21 protein-coding genes are annotated in these 25,299 nt (G+C 68.9%); 9 read left to right on the top strand and 12 right to left on the bottom strand.

Features of this window, described 5'->3' with window-relative positions:
• The first annotated feature begins 34 nt into the window (after positions 1-34).
• Positions 35-1,606: an alpha/beta fold hydrolase gene (locus SK854_RS31555; protein ID WP_319978771.1), complete on the top strand. Its 1,572-nt coding sequence runs from the start codon at positions 35-37 to the stop codon at positions 1,604-1,606.
• A 74-nt stretch (positions 1,607-1,680) separates the two neighbouring features.
• Here SK854_RS31555 and SK854_RS31560 read toward each other — a convergent pair whose 3' ends face one another.
• Entirely contained in the window at positions 1,681-4,509 is a 2,829-nt protein-coding gene (locus SK854_RS31560) for an ATP-binding protein (protein WP_319978772.1), read from the bottom strand.
• Positions 4,510-4,620: 111 nt separating this feature from the next.
• Here SK854_RS31560 and SK854_RS31565 point away from each other — a divergent pair, with 111 nt between their 5' ends.
• Positions 4,621-5,841 (top strand): serine hydrolase domain-containing protein, encoded by a 1,221-nt coding sequence (locus tag SK854_RS31565; protein WP_319978773.1) that lies wholly within the window; start codon positions 4,621-4,623, stop codon positions 5,839-5,841.
• Here the strand turns inward: SK854_RS31565 and SK854_RS31570 are convergent.
• Positions 5,838-6,785: an MASE1 domain-containing protein gene (locus tag SK854_RS31570; RefSeq protein ID WP_319978774.1), complete on the bottom strand. Its 948-nt coding sequence runs from the start codon at positions 6,783-6,785 to the stop codon at positions 5,838-5,840. The two genes, SK854_RS31565 and SK854_RS31570, sit on opposite strands and share 4 nt — an antisense overlap.
• 138 nt (positions 6,786-6,923) lie before the next feature.
• On the opposite strand from SK854_RS31570, the gene SK854_RS31575 reads away from it, so the two are divergent.
• Genes SK854_RS31575 through SK854_RS31585 form a run of 3 tightly spaced genes read left to right on the top strand, consistent with a single transcriptional unit; the run spans position 6,924 to position 11,567 of the window.
• On the top strand, positions 6,924-7,571 hold the full coding sequence (locus SK854_RS31575) for a zinc-binding alcohol dehydrogenase family protein (RefSeq protein WP_319978775.1): 648 nt from the start codon (positions 6,924-6,926) through the stop codon (positions 7,569-7,571).
• Positions 7,572-7,604: 33 nt separating this feature from the next.
• On the top strand, positions 7,605-9,743 hold the full coding sequence (locus SK854_RS31580; RefSeq protein ID WP_319978776.1) for a molybdopterin oxidoreductase family protein: 2,139 nt from the start codon (positions 7,605-7,607) through the stop codon (positions 9,741-9,743).
• A 42-nt stretch (positions 9,744-9,785) separates the two neighbouring features.
• Positions 9,786-11,567 carry an AMP-dependent synthetase/ligase gene (locus tag SK854_RS31585; protein WP_319978777.1) on the top strand — a complete coding sequence of 594 codons (1,782 nt, stop codon included), beginning with the start codon at positions 9,786-9,788 and terminating at the stop codon, positions 11,565-11,567.
• Positions 11,568-11,776: 209 nt separating this feature from the next.
• On the opposite strand, the gene SK854_RS31590 is transcribed toward SK854_RS31585, so the two are convergent.
• Genes SK854_RS31590 through SK854_RS31610 form a run of 5 tightly spaced genes read right to left on the bottom strand, consistent with a single transcriptional unit; the run spans position 11,777 to position 16,758 of the window.
• Positions 11,777-12,760 (bottom strand): LacI family DNA-binding transcriptional regulator, encoded by a 984-nt coding sequence (locus tag SK854_RS31590; RefSeq protein WP_319978778.1) that lies wholly within the window; start codon positions 12,758-12,760, stop codon positions 11,777-11,779.
• Positions 12,761-12,810: 50 nt separating this feature from the next.
• Positions 12,811-13,635, bottom strand: coding sequence for an ABC transporter permease (locus tag SK854_RS31595; RefSeq protein ID WP_319978779.1), 825 nt, complete (start codon positions 13,633-13,635; stop codon positions 12,811-12,813).
• On the bottom strand, positions 13,632-14,522 hold the full coding sequence (locus SK854_RS31600; protein ID WP_319978780.1) for an ABC transporter permease: 891 nt from the start codon (positions 14,520-14,522) through the stop codon (positions 13,632-13,634). The genes SK854_RS31595 and SK854_RS31600 overlap by 4 nt, the downstream gene beginning before the upstream one ends.
• Positions 14,519-15,568 (bottom strand): ABC transporter ATP-binding protein, encoded by a 1,050-nt coding sequence (locus SK854_RS31605; RefSeq protein ID WP_319978781.1) that lies wholly within the window; start codon positions 15,566-15,568, stop codon positions 14,519-14,521. Before SK854_RS31605 ends, SK854_RS31600 begins: the two co-directional genes overlap by 4 nt.
• Positions 15,565-16,758, bottom strand: a complete 1,194-nt coding sequence (locus SK854_RS31610) for an extracellular solute-binding protein (RefSeq protein WP_319978782.1) — start codon at positions 16,756-16,758, stop codon at positions 15,565-15,567. The genes SK854_RS31605 and SK854_RS31610 overlap by 4 nt, the downstream gene beginning before the upstream one ends.
• 138 nt (positions 16,759-16,896) lie before the next feature.
• Here SK854_RS31610 and SK854_RS31615 point away from each other — a divergent pair, with 138 nt between their 5' ends.
• Positions 16,897-18,969, top strand: coding sequence for a PQQ-dependent sugar dehydrogenase (locus tag SK854_RS31615; protein WP_319978783.1), 2,073 nt, complete (start codon positions 16,897-16,899; stop codon positions 18,967-18,969).
• 44 nt (positions 18,970-19,013) lie between these two features.
• Here the strand turns inward: SK854_RS31615 and SK854_RS31620 are convergent, their stop codons facing one another.
• Positions 19,014-19,337, bottom strand: coding sequence for a hypothetical protein (locus tag SK854_RS31620; protein WP_319978784.1), 324 nt, complete (start codon positions 19,335-19,337; stop codon positions 19,014-19,016).
• A 196-nt stretch (positions 19,338-19,533) separates the two neighbouring features.
• Here SK854_RS31620 and SK854_RS31625 point away from each other — a divergent pair, with 196 nt between their 5' ends.
• Positions 19,534-19,764 carry a ribbon-helix-helix domain-containing protein gene (locus SK854_RS31625; protein ID WP_319978785.1) on the top strand — a complete coding sequence of 77 codons (231 nt, stop codon included), beginning with the start codon at positions 19,534-19,536 and terminating at the stop codon, positions 19,762-19,764.
• Here SK854_RS31625 and SK854_RS31630 read toward each other — a convergent pair.
• Positions 19,751-20,314: a TetR/AcrR family transcriptional regulator gene (locus SK854_RS31630; RefSeq protein WP_319978786.1), complete on the bottom strand. Its 564-nt coding sequence runs from the start codon at positions 20,312-20,314 to the stop codon at positions 19,751-19,753. The two genes, SK854_RS31625 and SK854_RS31630, sit on opposite strands and share 14 nt — an antisense overlap.
• A gap of 97 nt (positions 20,315-20,411) precedes the next feature.
• Between SK854_RS31630 and SK854_RS31635 the strand changes: the two genes are divergently transcribed.
• Positions 20,412-21,284 carry an alpha/beta hydrolase family protein gene (locus SK854_RS31635; RefSeq protein WP_406601851.1) on the top strand — a complete coding sequence of 291 codons (873 nt, stop codon included), beginning with the start codon at positions 20,412-20,414 and terminating at the stop codon, positions 21,282-21,284.
• A gap of 3 nt (positions 21,285-21,287) precedes the next feature.
• On the opposite strand, the gene araD is transcribed toward SK854_RS31635, so the two are convergent.
• From araD to SK854_RS31650, 3 genes are read right to left on the bottom strand one after another with little or no spacing between them, the layout of a single operon-like run.
• Positions 21,288-23,009: an L-arabinonate dehydratase gene (gene araD / locus SK854_RS31640; RefSeq protein ID WP_319978788.1), complete on the bottom strand. Its 1,722-nt coding sequence runs from the start codon at positions 23,007-23,009 to the stop codon at positions 21,288-21,290.
• On the bottom strand, positions 23,006-23,911 hold the full coding sequence (locus SK854_RS31645) for a dihydrodipicolinate synthase family protein (RefSeq protein WP_319978789.1): 906 nt from the start codon (positions 23,909-23,911) through the stop codon (positions 23,006-23,008). Before SK854_RS31645 ends, araD begins: the two co-directional genes overlap by 4 nt.
• Entirely contained in the window at positions 23,898-24,545 is a 648-nt protein-coding gene (locus SK854_RS31650) for a GntR family transcriptional regulator (protein WP_319978790.1), read from the bottom strand. The genes SK854_RS31645 and SK854_RS31650 overlap by 14 nt, the downstream gene beginning before the upstream one ends.
• Positions 24,546-24,744: 199 nt before the next feature.
• On the opposite strand from SK854_RS31650, the gene SK854_RS31655 reads away from it, so the two are divergent.
• Positions 24,745-25,293: an anti-sigma factor gene (locus tag SK854_RS31655; protein WP_319978791.1), complete on the top strand. Its 549-nt coding sequence runs from the start codon at positions 24,745-24,747 to the stop codon at positions 25,291-25,293.
• Positions 25,294-25,299 lie beyond the last annotated feature (6 nt).

The raw sequence follows: 25,299 nt of genomic DNA on the forward strand, positions 1-25,299 counted from the left end.
TCTGTCGCTGGCCGACGATCGTGAGGGGTACGCGGTGAGGAAGCGTTGGGGTGCGGCGGCTTTGGTCGCTCCGCTGTTCATGTCACTGGTGGGAACGGCCCAGGCGGCGCCGGGACCGTTGGACGAGTACTACAGCCAGACGGTCGCCTGGGCCGAGTGCCCGGCCGGGTGGGTCACGCCCTCGACGGGGGTCGAGTGCGCCACGGTCATCGTGCCGATGGACTACAAGAACCCGGGCAACGGCAACCTGGAAATCGCCATCTCGCGCAAGAAGGCCACCGATCCCGCACGCCGCAGAGGCGTGCTGATGACCAACCCGGGCGGCCCCGGTGGTTCCGGTTTGGGCGCGGTGCACTGGTTCAACGCCCAGACCGAGATGTTGAAGATCTACGACGTCATCGGCATGGACCCGCGCGGTGTGGGCCGGTCGACGCAGATCCGCTGCATCTCGACACCGTCCGACGACGAGTTCCCTTCGCGCCCAACGGATTCGCAGCTCGCGAACTGGTCGGACTACGCCCGCGCCGTCGAGGAGAACTGCCAGCGCGGCGGCGGTGAGATGCGCCGGTTCATCTCGACCATGAACACCGCCCGCGACATGGACGTCATCCGCGGAGCCATGGGGGAGAAGAAGATCTCCTACGTCGGCTACTCCTACGGCACGCAGCTCGGCGCCGTCTACGGCTCGATGTTCCCCAAGTTCCTCGACCGCAGCGTGCTCGACTCCGCACTGGACCCGCTGAAGACGTGGCACGAGCAGGACGTCGACGTGGCGGACGCGATCACCGACAACCTCAAGAAGTGGACGGAGTGGACCGCCGCCCGCAACGGCACCTACGGTCTCGGCACCACGCCCGCCGCCGTCCGCGCCGAGCTCGACAAGATCGCGGAGAAGCTGAAGACGGCCCCGTACGGTGGCTACTCCGACGTGACCTCCTTCGACTACGCCGTCGGCGCCACCCGCTACCGCCGTTCCTGGGCCGCGTTCTCCCGCCACATCGCCTCGATCAAGGCGGGCGTCGCCGACCCCGCCGAGGCGTCCGCGATCGTGGCGGCGCTGAAGAAGGGCGACATCGAACCGACCTCGGCCGGCACCTTCCAGGCCGTGGTGTGCGAGTGGGACTGGTTCAGCGACGTCAACACCTACTACAACGACATGAAGCGCTGGCGCGACACCAACCCTTACGGCGGCACCGTCGACTACATGGCGCCGACGAACTGCACGTTCCGCGCCTTCCAGCGCCCGGAGAAGATCCCGGCCATCACCCGCAAGTACCCGGCGGGCCTCGTGGTCAACTCCGACGGCGACACCCAGACCCCGCTGGCCAACGGCCGCGTCATGGCGGAGCACCTCAGCCAGCCGCTGATCAGCGTGTCCAACGACGGCCAGCACGGCCACTACGCGTTGCGCCGCAACGCCTGCGTCGACGCGCTGGTCAACAAGTACCTGGTGTCCGGCATCCTGCCGGCCTCGCGGGTGACGTGTGCCGGCACGGACATCGCGGAGACCGTGCCTCCGGGCGCGGCTGCTTCGCTGGGCGCGCAGTCGGCCCGTCCGTTGAGCGACATCCTGGGCGAGATCGCGGCGGAGACGAAGCCGTTCTGACCGCCTGAACGATCTTGTCAGACCTGCTGAGCACGTTGTGAAGCAGGGGTTCCCAGCTCAGGGGGACCCCTGCGTCAGCGTTGCTGCATCGCGTCCAGCACGCGGGCGAGCTCCAGCCGTGACGAGACGTGCAGCTTCGCGTAGATCCGCGACAGGTACACCTCGATCGTGCGCGGGCTGTAGTGCAGCGCCGCCGCGATGTCCCGGTTGCGCATTCCCTGCTGCACCAGCCGCGCCACGTTCTCCTCGGCCTCGGTGAGCAGGCCCGGCGCCTTCGACCGCGCGCGAGGCACCTTGGCGCCCAGCGCCCGCAGCCGAGTGCCCGCCTGGCGCCGCAACCCGTGCGCGCCCAGGCGTTGGAACGCCGTGTAGGCCTCGACCAGCATCGGCGCCTCGTCGTCGGAGACCTCGCCCAACGCGAGCTGCGCGCGTGCCTTCTCGAACTCCAGGCCGCCCAGCGCGGCCTCGGACACCGCCTCCCGCAACGATTCCACGTCCCGGCGAACGATCCCGGTCACGCGGCGGAGCGTGGTGCGCGACCACGGCGACACTCGCGTGGCGGACACGTCGGACAGCCGGGCCAGGGTCTTCTCCGCCGCCTCCGGGTGCCCGCGTTCCAGGTCGAGCTCGATCATCCGCGCCACCAGCACGCACGAGTAGGCGGCTTCCAGGCCGGCGCCGACGTTGTCGTCCAGCAACGCGTACGCCTCGTCGGCCTCGCCCCGCGCGATCAGGTACTCGGCCAGCGACACCGCGTGCAGGCGCGAGATGTTCACGGACTGCGGCGCGGGCAGCGAGGCGAGCCGCGCGGCGACGTCGAGCTCGCCGCGCCACGTGCGGATGGACAGCTCGATCGCCTGCAGCACCCCGAGTGCCTGGTCGGCCTGCGCGGCCTCGACGTCGGGCAACCAGCGGCCGATGCCGTCGAGGGCCGCGTCCCAGCGGCCGCCGAGCCAGTCGAGCGCCACCCGCGATGCGGCCCGTTCGGCGCGGAAACCGTGGGAGCCGACCTGGTCGAGGAGCTCCTCCGCCCGGCGGACGCGCCACGACGCGTCGTGCACCAGACCGGCCAGTGCGGAGATCGAGGCGCAGACGGAGAGCGCCTGGAGTTCGAGCATCGGCTGGCCATTGCTGTGCGCCAGCGCCCGGTTCGCGTACTCGACGGTGCGATCGTGCTGGAACAGCAGCGAGGTGAGCATCGCGAGGTGCTCGAAGACGATCACGCCCTCGGCCGGGGAGCTGATCGGCAGCGCTTCGACGCGGGCCACCTCGGAGACGGCGTCGTCGTGGCGGTTGTTGTAGACGAGGAGCACGGCGCGTTGGGCCTCCAACGACGCCGGTGCATCTCCGCGCGCGACTTCGACGTCTGCCAATGCCATGGCTTCTGCCGTGCGGCCGACCGAGAAGAGCGACGAGATCACGGCGGTGGCGACGCGAGTGCGTTCGGAGCCTGGTTGGAGGGACTCCAAGGCGGCGAGGCCGGGGTCGATCGCCAACGCCGGACGGGAGGCGCGCGCCAGCACACGGCATTGCAGTGCCAGCAGTTCGGCGCGTTCAGGGGCGTTGCGCGGCAACAACTGCAGAGCCCTGAAGCACAACGCGGCAGCGGTTTCGGGCGCGGACGCACGGGCATGAGTCGCGGCCTCGGCGAGTACGCCGACGGCCACGCGGTCACCGGGAGCGGCGGACTCGGCGAGGTGCCAGGCGAGTTGGAGGAGGTCCACGGGCAGGCCCTGCTCGCGATCGTCCAGCAGCCGCGCCGAGATCAGCGCGTGCAGGTGACGGCGTTGCGCCGGGCCGACCTCGTGGTAGAGCGCCTCACCGACGAGAGCGTGCGAGAAGCGGTAGCCGTTGTCGTCGTGCACCACGATGTGCACGCGCAGCAACTCGTCGAACGCCGCGACGACCGTCTCCTCCGGGAGCGATGCCACCCGTGCCAGCAACGAGATCTGGTCGAGCCGCACGCGCCGGAACACCGACACCGCCCGTGCGACGAGCCGCGTCTCGTTCTCCAGCGGGGCGACACGACGCAGCAACGCCTCACGCCGGGTCAGCCGGATCGCGTCCGGCGACACCGCGAGCCGGGCGCGGTTGCCGTCCACCGTCACCAGATCGAGCTCCCGCAGCGAGCGCGCGATCTCGGTGACGAAGAACGGATTGCCGTCGGACCTTTGCCGGACCTCGCGGGCGAGCCCCTCGTCCACCGAGGTCTGCAGAACGGCCTCGACGATGCGCGCGACGTCCGCACCCGACAGCGGGGCCAGGTCGAGGTGCACGACCTCCGCGTACGGCTCGACGCGGTCCAGCAGCACCGCGTCGGCGGACCGGCTCGCGGTCACCAGCACGAGCGGCGCGGAGGACAGACGCCGCAGCACCAGCGTCAGCAGTGCGAGGGAGTCGTCGTCGGCGTGGTCGAGGTCGTCGATCAGCAACGCCGCGGGGCGTGTCGCGGTGAGCTCGGTGAGCAGCCGCACCACCCGGTCGCACGCGCGCCCGAACCACGCCCCGGAATCCTCGGTGCCCGAGATCTCCAACGCCGCCAGGGCGTCCGCCCGGATCGTGTCCGGCGGCAGCGATCGGATCAGCGCCGCCACCGCGCCGTACGGGATGCGCTTGCCCAGCACGTCCGACGCCGACGCCAGCACCCCGCACCGCCGCTCCCGCAGCCGCCGGGCGATCTCCGCGAGCAACGACGTCTTGCCGATCCCCGGCTCGCCGCTGACCTGGACCACGACGAGCCCGGTCGCGGGCGCCTGGTCGACGCGGTCGAGCACGGCGCGCAGTTCCGGTTCGCGGCCCACGAGCGGTGTGGTGCGCGGTGGAGTGTCGGCGATGACGGCCTCCCGGCGGGACTTCGGCTGCTCCGAAGTCTTCCACGCCGCTTTCCGCAGCGGATCAGTCACTCCAGGTGCAAGTCACCGGACTCGACGCGTTAGTCGATGAGGGTTCCCTACTGCCCCGTGGATCCGCCTGGTGATGCCCTGGAGACCACCGCCGCCCGCCCAGGAGGATCAATGTCGATCCAGGGAACATGCACCCCGAAGTTCGCTGAGGTGCGCACCGAGTTCGAACGCAACTTCGCCGAACGCGGCGAGGTCGGGGCTTCCGTGCACGTGACGCTCGACGGCGAGCCCGTCGTGGACCTCTGGGGCGGTGTCGCCGATCCCGCCACCGGCCGCCTCTGGTCCGAGGAGACCATCGTCCACGTGTGGTCGTGCACCAAGGCCGCCACCGCACTGTGCGCGCACATCCTGGCCTCGCGCGGTGAGCTGGACCTGAACGCACCGGTCGTGAAGTACTGGCCGGAGTACGGCGCGAACGGCAAGGACGCGACGCTCGTCCGGCACGTGTTGGCGCACCAGGCCGGCCTGCCCGCCGTCACCACACCGCTTCCTGATGGCGCCTTCTACGACTGGGACCTGATCACCTCGACGCTCGCCGCGCAACCGCCGTTGTGGGAACCGGGTACGCGCCACGGCTATCACGGCCTGACGTTCGGCTTCCTCGTCGGCGAGATCGTCCGCCGCGTCACGGGCCTGTCGCTCGGCCGGTTCTTCGAGAAGGAGGTCTCCGGCCCGCTCGGCCTGGACTTCTGGATGGGTCTGCCGGAGGACCTCGAACCGCACGTCGCCCACACCATCCCGGTCGACCCGACGCAGCCGGGCATCCTGCTGCCGTCGCTGTTCGTCACCGCGCTGACCCGGCCGGACTCGGTGCCGGGCCTGATGCTGCTCAACAACGGTGGCTACATGGCCCCCGGCGAGTCCGACTCCCGCCAGGCCCACGCCGCCGAGATGGGTGCGATCGGCGGCATCTCGAACGCCCGCGGCCTCGCCGGTGTGTACCGGCCGCTCGCTCTCGGCGGCGCCTACAACGGCGTGCGCCTGGTCGAGGAGTCCCAGCTCCCGCAGATGTCGAACGTGGCCGTCGCCGGACTGGACGAGGTCGTCCTGGTGCCGACCCGGTTCGCGCTCGGGTTCCAGAAGGCCACCGACAACACCCACCTGCCGCCGAACGACCGCGAGGGCCTGCTGATCTCCGAAGAGGCCTTCGGGCACAACGGGATGGGCGGCTCGCTCGGGTTCGCGGACCCCGGAGCGCGGGTCTCGTTCGGCTACGCGATGAACCGGCAGGGCCCGGGCCTGGGCGTCAACGAACGCGGCCAGTCCCTCGTGGACGCCGTCTACCGCGCGCTCGGCCACCGGCGAACGGGTGGCGGGACCTGGTTCCGCTAACCGGGCGGCACGACGCGGCCGAGCCGTTTGCGCACACCGTCCTGCTGGTAGCGCGCGACGGTCTCGGCCAGCTGCTCGCAGGCCCGCTCGATGGACCTCCTGGCCTCGTTGCGCTCGCTGGTGATGGCGCTCAGGATCAGCCCGGTCAGCGCCACCGACCCGTTGAACGCCTGCAGCACGATCATCGTGGTCAGCAGCCCGGCGTCGGAGAACTGCCCGGAGGCCGCGGACATCACCGCGGCCACCGAGATGATCGCGGCGCACGGTGCGGCGATCGCGTGCTGGAACCGCAGTGCCGCCCAGATCAGCATCGGGAACACCAGGAACAGCAGTCGCAGCTCGGACGTCGTCACGTAGGCCGCGAGGACCGCCGTCATCACGAGCAGCGCCCCGGCCTCAGCGAGACGGCGGCGGGAGACGGTCCAGCGGCCGGGCAGGGTGATCAGCAACGGCGTGAAGATCAGCACGCCCATGGCGTCGCCGGTCCACCACACCGCCAGCACGGCGGGCACCTCGCTCCACGGCACGACACCGTCGATCTTCAACGCCGCCGCGCCGACCAGCGCGCTGACGAGCATCGCCCCGAGCGCGCCCGCGAACACGAGCAGAATCGCGTCCTTCAGACGGCTCAGCGCGGGCCGGAACCCGAACCGAGTCAGCAGGTACCACGCGGTCAGCGGCGCGAGCGTGTTGCCCACGGTGATCATCGCGATCGCGACGGGTCCCGCGCCGAGGGCGAGGTTGGCGGACAGCGCGCCGAGCGCGATGCCGGGCCAGACCTTGCGGCCGGTCATCAGCAGCGCGGCCACGGAGATCCCCGTCGGCAGCCACAACGGGGTGACCTGCCCCTTGACCAGCGCCAGGACGAGGCCGACCTTCGCCGTCGCGTAGTAAGCGATCGCCACCAGGGCGATCGTGACCGCGGTGCGGAAAGTGGCGTTCACCGCCACATGCTGCACCGGCGCACACCCGATCGCCATACCTCGCGGCAGGGCGTACCCACCTGGACCCACGGCGCGGATTCTTAGCTGTTGTGGAAGCCGCACTACAGCCCGTCACCACGACGTCGTGAGATGGAGGGCATGCGCACAGCCGAGGCGGCCGACGAGGTCCGCGTGGAGGACGGCGGACGCCGCGTGGTGGTCGTCGCCGGTCGCCTGCGCCTGCCGGTCTCCGCGGGCGTCACCGACGCACAGGCGCTGACTCTCGCGAGAGCGGGCACGACAGCATGGCACCTCCTCCGCACGTGCGCGCACCTCAGGCCGGACGAGTCGATCGTGGTGCACGACGCCGCGAGCGAGATCGGCGCGATCGCGGTGCAGCTCGCCCGCAGTTTCGCGGCCGGCCGGGTCATCGCGACGGAGACGAGCCAGGCCCGTCGGCGCCGGGCCGTGAAGCTCGGCGCGGATGTCGCCGTGGACTCCGGTCGAGACGGTCTGGCACAGCGCGTGATCGGGGCGAACGAGGGCAAACAGGTCGACGTGGTGCTTGATCCCGGTGGCACCCTGGAGGCCTCACTGGACGCACTGGCGCCGTTCGGCAGGATCGTCTGCTATGGCGCTGACCAGGACGAATCCATCAAACTGACGGGGCTGCTCGGCGGCTCACGCGCGGTCATCGGGTTCCGTTTCGAGCACACCCTCGACCGGCCGGACATGATCGCGAGGGCTGTCAGTGAGCTGTTCGGGTTGACCTCGGCTGGGCGATTGCGTCCGATGGCAGACAGCTAGTACTCGTTGGTAACAAGCCGCTTAAGGGGACCCATGAGGACCGTGTTCACGACCTGCCCGCTCTGCGAAGCGACGTGCGGGCTGGAGCTGACGGTCGAGGGAGACCGCATCACGAAGGTCCGCGGCGACCGCGAGGACGAGTTCAGCCGCGGCTTCCTCTGCCCCAAGGGCGCCTCGCTCGGCACTCTCGACGCCGACCCCGACCGCCTGAGCACCCCGCTGATCAAGCGCGACGGCGAGTTCCAGGAGGCCACCTGGGAGGAGGCCTTCGCGTACATCGATGATCGCCTGAAGGACTTCCCCGACCGCAACTCCGTCGCGATGTACCTCGGCAACCCGGTCGTCCACTCGCTCGCCGGCGGCCTCTACGCCGGACCTCTGCGCAAGGCCCTGGGCAGCCGCAACGTCTTCACCGCCAGCACCGTCGACCAGATGCCCAAGCACGTCCAGTGCGGCCACATGTACGGCAGCATCTTCTCGATCCCGGTGCCCGACATCGACCGCACCGACTTCATGCTGGTCCTGGGCGCGGACCCGTTCTCGTCCAACGGCAGCCTGTGGACGGTCCCGGACGTGCCGGGCCGGTTCAAGGACCTGCGGAAACGCGGCGGCGCGTTCGTCGTCGTCGACCCGCGCCGCAGCCGCACCGCGCAGGCCGCCGACCAGCACGTCGTGATCCGGCCGGGCACCGACGTGTTCCTGCTGCTGGCGTTGATCCACGAGCTGTTCGCGCAGGACCTGGTCGATCTCAAGGACCTCGCCGGGCACGTCACCGACCACACCGCGATCCGCGCGCACGTCGAGGCGTTCAGCCCGGACGCCGTCGCCGAACGCACCGGCATCGACGCCGACACGATCCGGGCACTGGCAAGGCAGTTGGCCGGAGCCGAACGCGCCGCGGTCTACGGCCGGATCGGCACGACGACCGTCGAGTTCGGCACGGTCGCGTCCTGGGCGGTCGACACGCTCAACGTCCTCACCGGCAACCTCGACCGGCCCGGTGGCGTGATGTGGCCGCTGCCCGCGCACAGCAGGCGCGGAACGGGCAGCGGCAAGGGTTTCGGCATCGGCCGCTGGCACAGCCGGGTCAAGGGACACCCCGAGGTGATGGGGGAGTACCCGGCCGTGACGATGGTCGACGAGATCGAGACGCCCGGCGAGGGCCAGGTGCGGGCGCTGTTCACGATCGGCGGCAACCCCGCGCTGTCGTTGCCGAACTCGGCCCGCGTGAACGACGCGCTGTCCTCACTGGACTTCATGGTCAGCGTCGACCCGTACCTCAACGAGACGACGAGGCACGCGGACGTCATCCTGCCGACGCCGCCGCCGTCCCGCCGCGACCACTACGACATCGCTTTCCTCAACAACTCGGTGCGCAACGTCGCGAAGTACTCGCGCGCCGCGATCCCGTTGGAGGAGGGCAGGGTCGACGAGACGGACATCTTCTTCCGGCTCGCCACGATCCTCAGCGGACTGGGCCCGGCGGCGGATCTCGACGCCATCGCCGCGTTCCAGCTGGCCGACCTGAAGAAGAAGGCCGGCGCCGACTTCGAACCCGAGGGCGAGACGCGCGAGGAACGCCTGCTGGACCTCAAACTCCGCACCGGCGCGTACGGGGTGTCGCTGCGGCAGTTGCTCGACCACCCGCACGGGATCGACCTCGGCCCGCTCACCTCGCGCCTGCCGGAGATCCTGCGCACGCCGTCCGGGAAGGTCGAACTGACCCCGCAGCCGATCGTGGACGACCTGCCGCGCGTCCGGGAGGCCCTGGGCGCCCGCGAGACCGAGCTGGTGCTCGTCGGCCGCAGGCACCTGCGCACCAACAACTCCTGGATGCACAACGTGCCCGCGCTGGTGAAGGGCAAGCCGTTGTGCACGCTGCTGGTGAACCCCGGTGACGCCACCCGCATCGGCCTGACCGACGGCGCGACCGCCCAGGTGACCTCGCGCGTCGGCAAGATCGAGGTGCTGGTCGAGGTCACCGCCGACATCGCGCCCGGCGTCGTCTCGATGCCGCACGGCTGGGGCCACGACCAGCCCGGCACGCGGCTCACCGTCGCCCGTGAGCACGCCGGGGTGAACGTCAACCTCCTCACCGACGACCTCCGCATCGACCCGCTCTCGGGCACCGCCGTGCTGAACGGCACCCGCGTGCAGGTCGTGCCCGCCTGAAGTCCTTTCCGGTTGAAACACTCAGTGCGTCTAGGAGCCGCCATGACCGCCGGTGTCACCATCCCGAACGCGGTGCAGACCATCCGCCGGATAGCCGACCTGCCGTTCCTCGCGGAGCAGGCGTACGGCGACGCGGTGGCGTGGCGGTTCAAGCAGGACGGACAGTGGCGCGAGCAGACCTACGCCGAGATCTCCGAACTGGTGCTGGATCTCGCGTCCGGGTTCGTCCACGCCGGACTGGAGGCGGGTGACCGGGTCTGCGTGCTCGCGAACACCCGTCCGGAGTGGACGGCGGTCGAACTGGCCGTGCTCGCGGCGGGCGGCATCATCGTGCCGATCTACCCGTCGAGCACGCCCGAGGAGATCGCCTGGGTGGTCGGCGACTCCGGCGCGTCGATCGTGGTGGCGGAGAACGAGGAGCAGTGCGTCAAGGTCGAGGTCGTCAGCACCGAACTGCCCGAACTGCGCTCGGTGTTCTCGATCGACCCCGCGGGCGACCGGCCGAGGATCGCGGATCTGCAGGACACCGGCCGCACCTCGCCGCTGGCCGACGTGCTGGACGTCCGCCGTGCCGCGATCAGGCCCGAGGACCCGAGCCTGATCATCTACACCTCGGGCACCACCGGCCCGCCCAAGGGCTGCGTTCTCACCAACGCGAACTGGGTCGCACTTTGTCGTGTCGCGGAAGAAGCCCGCATCGACGCGATGACCGGAACCGTTTACCTGTTCCTCCCGCTCGCGCACGTCTTCGCCCAGATCATCATGTTCGGAACGATGTACCGAGGCGGTGCGCTGGCTTACTTCGGCGGCGACATGAAGGCGATCGTGCCGGAACTGGCCGAGGTCCGGCCGACGTTCCTGCCGTCCGTCCCGCGCATTTTCGAGAAGATCTACACGTTCGTCACGTCGAGCGTGCCCCCGGAGCAGCTCGCGCAGGCCGTGACGCTCGGTCTGGAAGTGCGGCGCAGGCGTTCGACGGGTGAATCGGTACCGCCGGAAATGGCGGCCGCGTTCGACCAGGTCGACGCGCTGTTCGCCAACGTGCGCGCGGTGTTCGGCGGCCGGCTCGTGCAGGCGTTGTCCGGCGCCGCGCCGATCTCGCGTGAGGTGCTGCAGTTCTTCCACGCGGCCGGGGTGCCGGTGCTGGAGGGCTACGGCATGACCGAGTCCACGGCCGTGGGCACCATCAACACGCTCGGCCGCTTCAAGCTCGGCTCGGTCGGCGCGTCCGGCGTGGCCGGCCTGGAGATGTCGCTGGGGGAGGACGGTGAGCTGCTGATGCGCGGCCCGCACGTCTTCGCGGGCTACTGGCGCAACGACGAGGCCACCGCCGAGACGCTGCGGGACGGCTGGCTGCACACCGGTGACCTGGGCGAGATCGACGCGGACGGCTTCGTGACGATCACGGGTCGCAAGAAGGACATCATCATCACCGCGGGCGGCAAGAACATCGCGCCGGCGAACGTGGAGAACGTGCTGCGCCAGTCCCGCTGGATCTCGCACGCCGTCCTGTTCGGCGACCGCAAGCCGTACTGTGTGGCCCTGATCACACTCGACGCGGACGAGATCGTGCCGTGGGCGACGGCGCGTGGACTGCCGTCCGACGTCGAATCATTGGTGGGTCACCCGGACGTGCGAACGCTCGTGCAGGAAGTTGTCGACGAAGCCAACTCGCACTTCGCCAGTGTTTCCCAGGTGAAGAAGTTCGTGCTGCTCACCAGGGATCTGTCGCAGGAGGAAGGGGAGCTCACCCCAACGTTGAAGGTCAAACGCAACGTTGTACATCGCCTTCACTCTGGGTTGTACGAAGGGCTCTACGAGTAACCCGTACGTACGAGAAATCCAAAAACAGGTACATCCACCCTGGCGGAATTCTTCCGCTCAGGGCAGAGTGGGACATCAAGCGGCGCTAGGCCCCCTCCCCCCTCGGGCCCAGCCGCTTCGCGGCCCCGGCTCAGGCGTACTCCCCCCAGACGCCCTGCCGGGGCCGCCTTGCTTCCAGTGCCGTGGCTCTCTTCGGGCCACGGCACTTTTCACTTTCGAGGGGGAGTGGTGGTGCCGCGCACGATCAGTTGCGTCTCCGCCACGATCTGCGGCACCTCGGTGTTGTCCGAGTCGAGCCAGTCGAGCAACAGGTTCACGGCGGTGCGGCCGGCCTGCGCCACCGGCATTGCCACCGTTGTCAACGCGGGCGAGCACAGCGCGGCGTACGTGAGATCGTCGAACCCGGTCACCGACACGTCACCGGGCACGGAGATGCCGCGATCCCGCAGCCGTGCCAGCACGCCCAGCGCCATGATGTCGTTGTAGGCCACGATCGCCGTCGTGTCGGCCGCCACGGCCAGATCGGCCGCCTGCAGGCCGCCCTCGTAGCGCGGCGCGAACGGGCCGAGGTCGACCAGGTCCACCTTGTGCTGTGCGACCGCCTTCATCAACCCGCGGCGACGCTCCTGGTTGGACCATGACGTGCGAGGCCCGTTGAGGTAAGCGATCCGGTGGTGTCCCAATGCGACGAGGTGGTCGATGACGGCGTGCATCCCGCCCGCCGAGTCCATCAACGCGGCGGGCACGCCGGGCAGGCGCCGGTTCAGCAGCACCAGCGACGTCGCACCGGCCACCTCGTAGACCTGGGAGTCCTCCAGGCCCGGTGCGCACAACACGACGCCGTCGACCTGCTTCGCCATCGCGTGCACGAGCTTCGCCTCGGCGACCGGGTCCTCGTCGCTGTCCGCCACGAACACCGCGTAGTCGGCCTGCATCGCCCGCGCCTGCACGGCCTTGAGCACGCCCGTGAAGAACGGGTTGTCGAGGTCGGGCACGACGATGCCGATGTTGCCCGTCTTGCCCGTGATGAGCCCGCGGGCAGCCCGGTTGGGCTGGTAGCCGAGCTCGGTCGCGGCAGCCAGCACACGCGATCTGGTCTCCGGGCGCACGAGCTCAGGAGACGTCAGCGCACGCGAAACGGTGGCTACCGATACGTGCGCCCTGCGAGCCACGTCGCGGATGGTGACTGCCACGGATACCTCACCCTCAACTGCCGGTTGAAACAATCATGACGGGTCAGGCATCAAGAAGGGTCCTTGAGTCTGGTCACGAGCTGGGTCGGGTTCACAAACCTAAGCGCGATCACCAGCAACACCAACATCGACCCCGTGTAGATCACCGCCATCGAGTCCACCATCTGCTGTGGCCGGATGCCCGCCGACGACATGGCCTCGTACAGCGACACGACCAGGGTCTGGCTGGCGGGACCCGCCGTGAGGAACGTCAGCTCGAACATGCCGACCGTCCTCACCAGCACCAGGATCGACGCCGCGAGGACGCCCGGCACGAGCAACGGCGCCAGCACGCGGGTGAAGATCGCGAACGTCGAGGCGCCGCACATCCGCGCCGCCGACTCGATCTTCGTGTCGATCTGCTCGATGAACGGCGTCATCGTCAGCACGACGAACGGCACGGCCGGCACGAGGTTCGCCGCGATCACCCCGAACATGCTGCCCGCCAGGTGGAACTTGTACAGCACGGTGGCGAGCGGGATGCCGTACGTCATCGGCGGCATCAGGATCGGCAGCAGGAACAGCACGTTGAGCAGCTTCTTGCCGGGGAAGTTGCGCCGCGCCAGCGCGTAGGCCGTAGGAACTCCGACGAGGACGGAGATGGCCACGACCGACAGCGCGACCTGGAACGTCACGACCAGCACGTCCAGCAACCGGTAGTCGCGCCACGCCTCGCCGTACCACTTGCCCGTGTAGCCGTCGGGCAGCCAGGTGCCGAACCACGTCTCCGCGAACGAGTTCGTGACGACCGCGCCGACGATGCCGACCAGATTGAGCATGAAAAACGCCAGAGCGCCCCAGGTCAGCCATACAACAGGCCGAGCGGTGAGCCTCATCCCTTGCCTCCCGTCGCGCCGCGGTACAGGGACGTGCGCCAGATCAGCACCACGCCGATCACGATCAGCATCACCAGCGCCATCAGCATCGCGATGGCCGATCCCAGCGCGAAGTCGTTGTCCCGCAACGCCGTCTCGTACGCGGCGATCGACATCACGTGCGTCTCGCCGACCGGGTCGCCGACCATGACCGCACTGGGGAACACGCTGAACGCCAGCACGAACGACAGGCAGAACGTGACGGCGAGCCCTGGCGCCAGCAGCGGCATGGTGATCGTCCGGAACCGCTGCCGGCGCGAGGCGCCCAGCGTCGCCGCGGCCTGTTCCAGCGTCGGGTCGATGCCGGAGAGGTACGAGAGCGTCAGCAGGAACGCGAACGGGAACCCGGTGATGACCAGGCTGAACAGCACACCCCAGTAGTTGTGGGTGAGCTTCGCCGGTTCGTCCGCGCCCAGCGCCGTCCAGATGCGGTTGAACCACCCGGCGGGCCCGAAGAACGCGAGCAGTCCCTCCGCCGTCAGCACGGTGCCGAGCGTGATCGGCACGACCAGGACCGTCGTGAGCGCCCGCTTGCCCCGGAACCGCCCGCGCATCCGGAACGCGATCGGGATCGACGCCAGCACGTTGAACAACGCCGCGGGCAGCCCGAGCCGCAGGGTGATCCAGACGGTCTCCGCCAGGTAGGGGTCCGAGAAGAAGGTGACGTAGTTCTGGAACGGGCTGCCGCCGCCCTTGGGCTGGAACGACAGCTGCAACCCGTACAGGAACGGGTAGACGAACAGCAGCACCACGAAGACCGCGCCCGGCACCAGCAGCCACAGCACGCGGTCGACGCCTTTCTCGGCGAGCCGGTGCCGCAGCGACGCCCGCTCGAGTACCGCGGTCATGAGAACACCAGCACGCGTTCGACCGGCACCTTCAGCATGATCGTGTCGCCGGGCGCCAGCCGGGAGTTCGTCCGGACGTGCAACGGTGACCCGTCGCGCAGCCGAGCCTCCACCGCCTGCTCGCGTCCGTGGTACTCGACGATCTCGACCACAGCTTCGAGCGTGTTCTCACCGGATTTCCCGACCAACGCGAAGTCCTCTGGCCGCACCGCCGCCACGGCCTCCAGCCCGAGCTCTTCCCGGTTGACGCCGACGAGCTTCACCCCGTCTCCGGTGTGGACGGTCGTGCGTTCGCCGTCCTGGGACGCGACGGTCACCGGAATCATGTTGCGGTAGCCCATGAACCCGGCCACGTACCGGTTCACCGGGTGCGCGTAGACCTCCTCCGGTGAGCCGACCTGCTGCACCTCGCCGAGCCGTAGCACCACGAGCCGGTCGGCGAGGGCCAGCGCCTCCTCCTGGTCGTGCGTGACGTAGACGGTGGTGAGCCCGAGCGACTGGTGCAGCCGCCGGATCTCCGTGCGCATCTCCAGCCGCAGCGCCGCGTCCAGATTGGACAGCGGTTCGTCCATCAGCACCAAAGGCGGTTCCAGCACGATCGCGCGGGCGATCGCCACCCGTTGCTGCTGCCCGCCGCTGAGCTGGGCCGGGAACTTGTGCTGGTGCTCCTCCAGTTGCACGAGTCGCACGGCCTCGTCCACCCGCCGGTTCAGCTCGGCCTTGGGAGTCTTGCGCATGGACAGCCCGAACGCGATGTTGCGCCGCACCGACATGTGCGGGAACAGCGCGTAGTTCTGGAAGACCATGCCGAACCCGCGTTTCTCCGGCGGCAGGTCGTCGATCCGCTTGCCGTCCAACGTGATCCGCCCGCCGGTGAGCGGCAGCAGTCCCGCCAGGCAGTTGAGCGCCGTCGACTTGCCGCACCCGGACGGGCCGAGCAGGGCGACGAACTCGCCGCCCTTGATCGTGAGATCCATGCCCTGCAGGGCAACGGTGTCACCGAACGCCCGCCGCACGTGATCCAGGTGCAGTTCCGCGAACCTCACTTCTTGCCGATCTCTCGGTCCCACCGCTGGAACGCCTTCACCTGCGCCGTGGCCGGCAGCGACTGCTCCTTCGGGTTCTCCTCGATCAACCTGTCGTACTCGGCGCGGCCGAACCTGGCGATGGCCTCCTGCGACTCCTTCGGCGCCATGTCCAGCGTGACGCCCTTGACCGCGGGACCGGGGTAGAAGTAGCCCTTGTCGTAGGCCTTCGCCTGTTGCTGCGGCTCCAGCATGAACTTGATCAGAGCCAGGTTCGCCGACAGCACGTCCGCGGAGACGCCCTTGGGGATCACGGCGTAGTGCGCGTCGGTGACCCAGTGGAAGTCCTTGAACGTCGCGATCTTCATGCCCTCCGGCACCGAGCCGAGCACGCGCGGGTTGATGTCCCAGCCGGTGGTCGAGGCGACCATCCACGACGTGCCGTTCGCGAGGTTCTTCATGACGTCGGTCGTGCCGCCGGGGTAGTTGTCGACGTACTGGCCCAGTTCCTTCAGGTACGCCCAGGTCTTGTCCCAGCCGTTCTCCGGGTCCTTGGGATCCTTGTCCCCCAGCAGGTACGGCAGTCCCATGAGGAACGTCCTGCCGGGACCGGAGTTCGCGGGCCGCGCGTACTGGAACTTGCCGGGGTGCGCCTTCGCCCACTCCAGCAGCTCGGCGGGAGACGACGGGGGAGCGGGCACCTTCGCCGGGTCGTACTCGAGCAGCGGGCCGGCCGGGTAGTAGGTGATCGCGACGCCCTGGTTCTGCGCGAGCTTCTGCATCTCGTTGGCGGCGGGAAGGTACACGTCTTCGAGCTTCGGGAGCCTCGCCGAATATTCGGGGAGCACGGTGTGGACGAGTTTCTGCTCGATGACGCTCGCCAGGCCGTCGGTTCCGGTAAGCACCAGATGGGTCTGCGAGGTGCCCGAGTTCTGCTCGGCCTTGAGCTTGCCCGGCATGTCCGGCGCCGTCGCCTTGGTGGCGTTCACCTTCGACACGACATCGGGATGCGCCTTGACGAAATCGTCGATCATGCCCTGCGTGAGCTGCAGGTTGCCGGCGACGTCGAGCACGTTGAGCTCGACCGGTTTCGACGGCTTGTCGGGGACGGAGGAGGGCGCGTCCTGCGCCTGGGGGGCTTCCGGCGCACCACACGCCGTGACGAGCAGGAGGGCGGGGATGACGAGCCGCAACTTCATTGTCCAGCGCATCTCATGGCTCCCTAACTGACTCTGGACCTGGCGCGCGAAAACGTTTACGGTTTTTCTGTAACACTCGTACACCCGCCGCCGGGTCGAACGCAATGCCGCCGCCGCACAATCCGTTCCCAACGAAAGTGGGAGGCTTCTGTGGCACCCCGTTCACGGCGGTTGCCGGCGAGAACCGGCATCCTGGTCACCGCACTCGCAGTGGCGATGAGCTCGCTCGTCTCCGCCGCGCCTTCAGCCTCCGCCGCGGATGTCCTGCTGTCCCAAGGAAAACCGGCGACCGAGTCGGCGTCCGGCGGCGCGAACTACGCGCCTCGCAACGCCGTCGACGGCAACACGGCGACGCGCTGGGCCAGCAAGTCGAACACCGACCCCGCGTGGATCCGCGTCGACCTCGGCGCGTCCGCGACCATCAGCCGCGTCCGGCTGCAGTGGGACCTCTCGTGCGCCAAGGCGTATCGGGTCGAGACCTCGGACAACGACTCCACGTGGACACCGATCCACACGACCGCCGACGGCAAGGGCGGAGTCGAGGACCTGACGGTCACCGGTCGCGGCCGCTACGTCCGCGTGTACGGCACCACTCGCTGCCGCACGGGCACGTCGTACGGCTACTCCTTGCAGGAGTTCCAGGTCTTCGGCAACACCGGCCCTGTCGACGCCGAGCCGCCGTCGCCCCCCAGCGATCTCGTCGCCTCGGACGTCAAGCCCGACTCGGCGAAGCTGACGTGGAAGGCCGCGACGGACAACGTCGCCGTCACCGCCTACGACATCTACAACCTGGGCCAGTTCCAGAAGTCGGTGCCCGCGACGGATCTCACGACGGTCATGACCGGGCTGCGGCCCAACGTCACCTACGGCTTCTACGTCAACGCGCGGGACGCCGCGGGCAACGTCTCGCAGGCCTCGAACACCGCGGAGTTCAAGACGCCGCCCGCGCAGGAGGACCCGACCCCGCCGACCGCGCCGAAGAACCTCCGTTCCACCGGCGTCACGGCGAACTCCGTGTCACTGGCGTGGGACCCGTCGACCGACAACGTCGGCGTGACCCGCTACGAGATCTACACGGGCGCGACGAAGGTCGGTGACGCGACCGGCACGTCCGCCACGATCGGCGGCCGCAGTGCGAACACCGAGTACACCTTCACCGTCAAGGCCTTCGACGCGGTGGGCAACGCCTCGCCCGCGTCGAACGCGCTGACCGTCAAGACCCGTTCCGGCGGCGACCAGGTCGGTGCCGTCACCCAGATCGCGACCGACAACGACGTGCCGTGGGGCCTCGCGTTCCTGCCGAACGGCGACGGGATCTACGCCCGCCGCGACGCGCAGGACATCGTGAAGATCACGCCGTCGGGCCAGAAGACCACACTGGGCAAGGTTCCCGGCGTCTCCGGCACGAACGGCGAGGGTGGCCTGCTGGGCATCGAGCTGTCGCCGTCGTTCGCCTCGGACGGCCTGATCTACGTCTACCACACGGCTTCCGGCGACAACCGGATCGTGCGGGCCAAGATCGAGAACAACTCGCTCACCGGCTGGACGACGCTGCTGACCGGCATCCCGCGCAACAAGTTCCACAACGGCGGCCGCCTGCGCTTCGGTGCCGACGGCAAGCTCTACGCGGGCACCGGCGACGGCCAGAACAAGAACAACCCGCAGAACAGGCAGTCCCTGGGCGGCAAGGTCCTGCGCCTGAACGCGGACGGCTCCGCACCCTCGGACAACCCGTTCTTCGCCGAGGGCGGTAACGCCCGCTACGTCTGGACTCTGGGCCACCGCAACGTCCAAGGCCTCGCGGTGGACTCGCAGGGCCGCATGTGGCAGGCGGAGCTCGGCGACGGCAGCCAGGACGAGGTCAACCTGCTGCAGAAGGGCGGCAACTACGGCTGGCCGTCCTGCGAGGGCACCGGCGGTTCCTGCGGCGGCTTCCTGGCACCGAAGAAGACCTTCTCGGTCGGCTCGGCCTCACCCTCGGGCCTCGCGATCGTGAACGACGTGCTGTTCCTCGCGGCCCTGCGCGGCGAACGCCTGTACCGCATGCAGATCAGCGGCTCGTCGGTCGGCACCACGACGTCGCACTTCCAGGGCACCTACGGCAGGCTCCGCACCCCGGAGCCCGCGCCGGACGGGTCGCTGTGGGTCACGACGTCCAACGGGGACAAGGACTCCACGGCGGGCAACAGCTCCACGAAGTTGTTGAAGGTGGCGCTGAACTAGCAACGCCTTGAGGGGCACTCCGCGTGGAGTGCCCCTCATCGTCGTCAGGCGGACCGGGTCCGCCGGCGGCGCACGTAGATCGTGGTGACCACGTACGCCAGGAACACCAGTTGCGCACCGACCACGGCCCCCGTCGCCCACACCGGAGTTCCGTCGGGAAGTGCTCCCAACGCCAGTGTCGGCCCGGCCGTGCCACCGATGGTGGCGACGGTCAGCGACATCGAGTCGGTCAGTTCGTGCAACCGGCCCGACGGTCCTCTCACGTCCACGGCTTTGTCGTCGAACTCGATGCGCAGCTGTGCCGTGTCGCCAGGCTCGTCGTTCGGCTCCGGCTCGCCCAGGTCCGGAGTCACAACACCTGTGTTCACAAGTGTCTCCCTCTGCCCGGCACAACCGTTGCGCTCACCTTGAACGCGGCGACCGGGGGACCGTGTCGCGATGTTTCGCGTCCCCCGGAACACCAAACCTCGCGTCGCGGTCCGCCCTCAGGATAGCCCCGTACCGCCGGTCGTCCGCAACCGATTCGCCACATTTTCTGTGTCAAAAGTGTGCAAGGATGGATGTATGGGAACCGAGCAGGGCAAGCCGGCCGTCGTCGAACGCGTCAACGTCGCGTTGATCGCGGACTCGGCCGCCGCGCTGGCCAAGCTCCAGGCGCGCACCGGTATGAAGAAGGTCGACATCGTCAACCGGGCCGTGCAGCTCTACGAGTTCCTGGAGGCGCAGATGCGCGAGGGCAGGGAACTCGTGGTGCGGGACGAGAACGGCATCGACCGCATCGTCAAGATCTTCTGACCGTCAACCCGCTCAGCAGCAGCGAGATCAGCCTGCGCGGGTCGTAGCGCGGATCGTCGTCGCGCCCGATGCACAGGTTCCCGATGCCGCGCATCAGCTCGAACGGCCGCACGTCGTCCCGGATCTCCCCGGCCTCGGCCGCCGCCGAGAGCAGCGACTCGCACACCGGCCCGAGCCGGTCCAGGAAGTACGCGTGCAGCGACTCGAACCCGCTGCTGTCCGACTGCAGCGCGTTCGCCAGCCCGTGCTTGGTCACCAGGAAGTCCACGAACAGGTCGATCCACGCCCGCAAAGCCGCGAACGCCGAGTCCGAAGTGGACAACAACACGGGTCCGGCCTCCGCGCACGCCTCGACCTGGTGCCGGTAGACGGCCACGACCAGGTCCGCGCGGGTGGGGAAGTGGCGGTAGATCGTGCCCATGCCGACACCGGCCTCGGCCGCGATCTCGCGGATCGGCGCGTCGACGCCGGACCTGACGAACACCTCGGCTGCAGCCGTGAGCAGGGTCTGCTCGTTGCGCACGGCGTCGGCTCGCTTGCGTGGTGGCACGCGCGCTCCCTTCGCGGACGGTTGACAAAGCGGAACAGTGCTCCGTATCGTTCCGGAACGTCGCTCCGCTTGAGTGACTGTACTCGAAGGGAACCCCATGACCGTCTTCACGGTGAGCCCTGTCGTTCTCGACGTTCCCGGCAGGCCCGTTGACCTGCAGGTGAAGGTCTCCGCGCCGACCGAGGGCGTCGGCCTGCCGATCCTGCTGCTCTCGCACGGGCAGGGCTACTCGAACCACCTGTCCTCGCTGAACGGCTACGCGCCGCTCGCGAACCACTGGGCCGAGCAGGGCTTCGTCGTCCTGCAGCCGACCCACCTCAGCTCTCGAAGCTTGAACCTGCCCGCCACCACGCCCGGCGCGCCGATGTTCTGGCGCGAACGGGCCGAGGACATGTCGCACGTCATCGACCGGCTCGACGAGATCGAGAAGGTCGTGCCGCAGCTGCAGAACCGCTGGGACCGCACGAAGATCGCCGTCGTCGGCCACTCGATGGGCGGCCACACCGCGAGCCTGCTGCTGGGCATGAAGACCGAGGGCGTGAGTCTGCGGGACGACCGGATCAAGGCGGGCGTGCTGCTCGGCGCGACCGGCCGCGGTGACGCCGTCACCGACGTGGTGAAGGAGAACTACTCCTTCATGCAGACCGTGGACTTCAGCGAGATGACCGCGCCCGCCCTCGTCGTCGCCGGTGACGCGGACGCTTCCGAGCACCTGACCACCATGGGGCCGGACTGGCACGCGGACCCGTACCACCTGGCGCCCGGCCCGAAGGACCTGCTCACGCTGTTCGGCGCGGAGCACGGGTTCGGCGGCGTCTCCGGGTACGACGTCGCCGAGACCACGGACGAGAGTCCCGAACGGGTCGCGGTCGTGCAGCAGCTCACCACGGCCTACCTGCGCGGTCAGCTGCTCGGGACCACCGACTGGCAGGACGTGGCCACCGAGCAGGGCCGCATCGAGTCCAAATAGGACTCAGTGGGCGTTGGGCTCCGGATTCGCACCGGGGCGTGACAGGAACTCGAAGTCGCAGCCCTCGTTGGCCTGCGTGATGTGCTCGTAGTACAAAGCGCCGTACCCGCGTTCGAACTTCGGTGGCGGCGGTGTCCACGCGTCCCGGCGACGCGCCATCTCCTCGTCGGAGATCTCCACGCGCAACACCCGCGCCTCGACGTCCAGCGTCACGAGGTCGCCGTCCCGCACCAACGCCAGCGGCCCGCCGACGTGCGCCTCTGGTGCCACGTGCAGAACGCATGCGCCATAAGAAGTTCCGCTCATCCGCGCGTCCGACACGCGCACCACGTCCCGGACACCCTCGCGCAGCAGCTTGTCCGGGATGGGCAGCATCCCGTATTCCGGCATGCCGGGCCCGCCCTTCGGGCCGCCACCGGCCAGCACGATCACCGAATCCTTCGTGACTTCCAGCGAAGCGTCATTGATCCGTGCCTGTAGATCCTTGTAGCCGTGGAAGACCACGGCGGGCCCGGTGTGCCGCCACAACGCGGGATCAGCCGCCACGTACTTGATCACCGCGCCGTCAGGAGCCAGATTGCCCCGCAGCACAGCCAGTCCGCCCTCGGGGGAGATCGGGTCGTCCAGGGTCCGGATCACCGAGGAGTCGTACACCTCGGCGCCTTCGAGATCCTCGCCGAACGTCCGTCCCGTCACCGTGATCCGCTTGAGGTGCAACGACTCCCGCAACCGCGACAGCAGCCCGCGCAGCCCGCCCGCGTAGTAGAAGTCCTCCATCAGGTGCTCACCGGCGGGCTGCACCGAGGCCAGCACCGGCACCTCGCGCGACAGCCGGTCGAAGTCGTCCAGCGACAACGGGATCCGCGACCGCCCGGCCATCGCGATCAGGTGGATGTACGAGTTCGTGGACCCGCCGAGCGCCAGCACGGTCCGGATCGCGTCCTCGTAGGCCTCCGCCGACACCACGTCGTCGATCGTCAGCCCCTCGCGCACCATCTCGACCACGCGCATGCCGGACGCGGCCGCCATCCGGTAGTGCGCCGAGTCGACGGCCGGAATCGACGACGCCCCGGGCAGAGTCAGCCCCAACGCCTCCGCCGCGGCCGTCATCGTCGAGGCGGTGCCCATCGTCATGCACGTGCCGGGGGAGCGGGCCAGCCCGGACTGGATCTCGGCCCAGTCCGAGGACGAGATCGTGCCCGCCCGCTTCTCGTCCCAGAACCGCCACATGTCCGTGCCGGACGCGAGCTTCTCGCCCCGCCAGTTCCCGCGCAGCATCGGCCCGGCCGGCACGAACACCGTTGGCAATCCGGCGGAAGCCGCCCCCATCAGCAATGCCGGCGTCGTCTTGTCGCAGCCGCCCATCAGCACGCAGCCGTCGACGGGGTAGGAGCGGAGGATCTCCTCGGTCTCCATCGACAGCATGTTCCGGTACATCATCGGAGTCGGCTTCTGGTACGTCTCCGACAACGTGGAAACCGGGAACTCCAACGGATAGCCGCCCGCCTCCCACACCCCGCGCTCGACCTGCTGAGCCCGTTCCCGCAGATGCATGTGGCACGGGTTGATGCCGCTCCACGTGTTCAGGATCGCGATGACGGGCTTGCCGAGGTGCTCACCTGGATTCATGCCGAGCTGCCGCATGCGGGCGTTGTGCGAGAACGCCCGCAGCCCCTCACCCTCGAACCACGCAGCGCTCCGAAGCTTCTTCTGGGTGAACGTCACAGCAGACTCCACGAGTTCAGCAGCACACCCACGGCAGAACGATCAGCCTCGGACAGAACCGAAGCAGGCGGACGCACGTCCCGACGGCACAAACCGAGCTGCGCCAACGCTTCCTTCACCACGGACACGTTGTTCGCCGACTCGGACGCTGCCCGCATCTCCTCGAACTTCCGGATGAACTCCCAGAACTCCATCGCCGCACCGAACTCACCGGCCTGCAAACAACGGAACATCTGCACCGACAGTTGCGGCGCCACGTTCGCGAGCCCCGAGGTGAACCCGGAGGCCCCGACCGCGAAGTACCCCGGCGCCGACAGCTCGGCCAGCCCGGCGACCCACGTCAGCCGCTCCAGCCCGGCGTCCCGCGCGACCGACGCGAACCGCACCGGATCCGGCACCGCGTACTTCACGCCGACGACGTTCGGGCACGCGTCCGCCAGCGCGGCGATCTGCGCGCCGCCGATCCGCGGGTTCCGCACGTAGAGGACCACGCTCAGTTCGGGCACCGAGGAGGCGATCGTCCGGTGGTAGTCGACCCACCCGTCCAGCGAGACGTACGGGTGCACCGGCTGGTGGATCATGATCCCCTGAGCGCCGGCCCGGTCCGCGAACCGTGCGGCGGTGACGGCGGACGACAGGTCGTGTCCGACCCCGGCGACGATCGAGGCACGGTCCCCGACGGCGTCCACGGTGATCTGCAGCGCGCGCTCCGTCTCGGCGGAGGACAACGTGTAGAACTCGCTCGTGTTGCCGTTGGGCGTCACGACCGAGACTCCGCCGTCGACCATCCGGTCCACGATCGCGGCGTAGTTCTTCTCGTCGATCGCCCCGTCCGCGTCGAACGGGGTCACGGTGATCGCCACGACGGACGCCAGTTGTTCGGTGAGGTCATCGAACGACATCGGGAAGCTCCTCGACTACTCGGTCGGCGAAGGTCTGGATGTGGCGGCGGAGCAGGTCGGCCGCGGCGTCGCCGAACCCCTCCTCGGCCGCGACGAGGATCGCGCGGTGCTCGGCGTCCTCGGCGTCCCAGGTCGGGCTGATGCCCCAGCCCGCGACGGTGATCAACGCGGCCTGGTCGCGCAGCCCGTCGAGGATCTGGACCATCAACGGGTTGCCGCACCCTGCGTAGAGCGCGCGGTGGAAGCGGCGGTTGGCCAGACTGCGCCTGGCCAGGTCAGAGGTGTCGTCCAACGCCGATCGGGCCTCGGCGAAGTCGGCCCCCAGCGCGACGGAACGGCGCAGCGCCTCGGGTTCCATCAGCATCCGCACGTCGTAGACGGACGAGGCCATCTCGGCGTCGACCGTGCGGACCGTGGCCCCCTTGTACGGGCTCATCACGACGAGCCCCGACCCGGCGAGCGTCTTGAGCGCCTCGCGCACGGGCGTCTTCGAGACGTTGAGCGTCGCGGCGAGATCCGTTTCGACGAGCGCCTGTCCGGGCTTCAGCTTTCCATAAAGAATCGCTTCTTTGATCGATTCCAGAACGAAGTCCGTCCGGGACGCCGGAAGTGCTCCCACCCGGTCATACATCATATATGAGAGCGTAGGAGCTGCTGGAGCCCCAGGTCAACCGTCTCGTGTGGGCTGCACAACGTCCTTGTATCTGCGTTGAACCAACTTCCTCCACGGCTCGTTTTGAAGGTGTTGGTCACCGCTGTACGCGGGACTGGAGAAGGAGAAATTTGAGTGAATCGTTCCGCGTAACCGTGTCCATTGCCGCGTCCGCCAGCGCATGGCACCGAACGTCCTGGGCACCAACGAGTTGAACGAGAACGACATGCTGATGGAAGAACTGCCACCAGAGGCCACGCTCGACGGGCCTCCACCGAACGCGGACCACCTGCTCCAGCGCACGCTGGGCACAGTCCGCGAAGAGAGACATCAGGCCGTGCGCCGCCGAGGCCGCATCACGGCCCTGTCGTCGACCCTCGTGGTCGCCGGAGTGCTGGCCGGGGGCGTCTGGATGGGCCAGGGCCTGGGGGTGGGGGGCACCGCCGACGCGCTCTTGCAGGGGACCTCGTCGACGGGCGCGCACATGGCCGTGCGGGTCACCGACACCGAGGGTGGCCTGAAACTGGTCGCGACGGTCGACGGGATGCAGGACGGGGAAGCCTGCTGGCTGGTCGTGCACACGAAGGACGGACGAACCTTCACCGCCGGCTCGTGGAGGGCGCACGACGGTGAGGTGACCTTGGCCGGGTCCGCGATGGTGCGGGCAGGGGACGTGGCCGGGGTCAGCGTGGTGAACCACGATCGGCGGCCGCTGGTGACCGCCCAGTAGTGCAGA

The sequence above is a fragment of the Lentzea sokolovensis genome (assembly GCF_033949975.1).
Classification (GTDB): domain Bacteria; phylum Actinomycetota; class Actinomycetes; order Mycobacteriales; family Pseudonocardiaceae; genus Lentzea; species Lentzea sokolovensis.

Excerpts from the sequence above, each read along its gene's own strand:
- SK854_RS31655 (WP_319978791.1), top strand. The coding sequence starts at position 24,745 with ATGGCACCGAACGTCCTGGGCACCAACGAGTTGAACGAGAACGACATG.
- SK854_RS31575 (WP_319978775.1), top strand. The coding sequence starts at position 6,924 with ATGCGCACAGCCGAGGCGGCCGACGAGGTCCGCGTGGAGGACGGCGGA.
- SK854_RS31625 (WP_319978785.1), top strand. The coding sequence starts at position 19,534 with ATGGGAACCGAGCAGGGCAAGCCGGCCGTCGTCGAACGCGTCAACGTC.
- SK854_RS31650 (WP_319978790.1), bottom strand. The coding sequence starts at position 24,545 with ATGATGTATGACCGGGTGGGAGCACTTCCGGCGTCCCGGACGGACTTC.
- SK854_RS31645 (WP_319978789.1), bottom strand. The coding sequence starts at position 23,911 with ATGTCGTTCGATGACCTCACCGAACAACTGGCGTCCGTCGTGGCGATC.
- SK854_RS31565 (WP_319978773.1), top strand. The coding sequence starts at position 4,621 with ATGTCGATCCAGGGAACATGCACCCCGAAGTTCGCTGAGGTGCGCACC.
- SK854_RS31635 (WP_406601851.1), top strand. The coding sequence starts at position 20,412 with ATGACCGTCTTCACGGTGAGCCCTGTCGTTCTCGACGTTCCCGGCAGG.
- SK854_RS31580 (WP_319978776.1), top strand. The coding sequence starts at position 7,605 with ATGAGGACCGTGTTCACGACCTGCCCGCTCTGCGAAGCGACGTGCGGG.
- SK854_RS31595 (WP_319978779.1), bottom strand. The coding sequence starts at position 13,635 with ATGAGGCTCACCGCTCGGCCTGTTGTATGGCTGACCTGGGGCGCTCTG.
- SK854_RS31600 (WP_319978780.1), bottom strand. The coding sequence starts at position 14,522 with ATGACCGCGGTACTCGAGCGGGCGTCGCTGCGGCACCGGCTCGCCGAG.
- SK854_RS31585 (WP_319978777.1), top strand. The coding sequence starts at position 9,786 with ATGACCGCCGGTGTCACCATCCCGAACGCGGTGCAGACCATCCGCCGG.
- SK854_RS31610 (WP_319978782.1), bottom strand. The coding sequence starts at position 16,758 with ATGCGCTGGACAATGAAGTTGCGGCTCGTCATCCCCGCCCTCCTGCTC.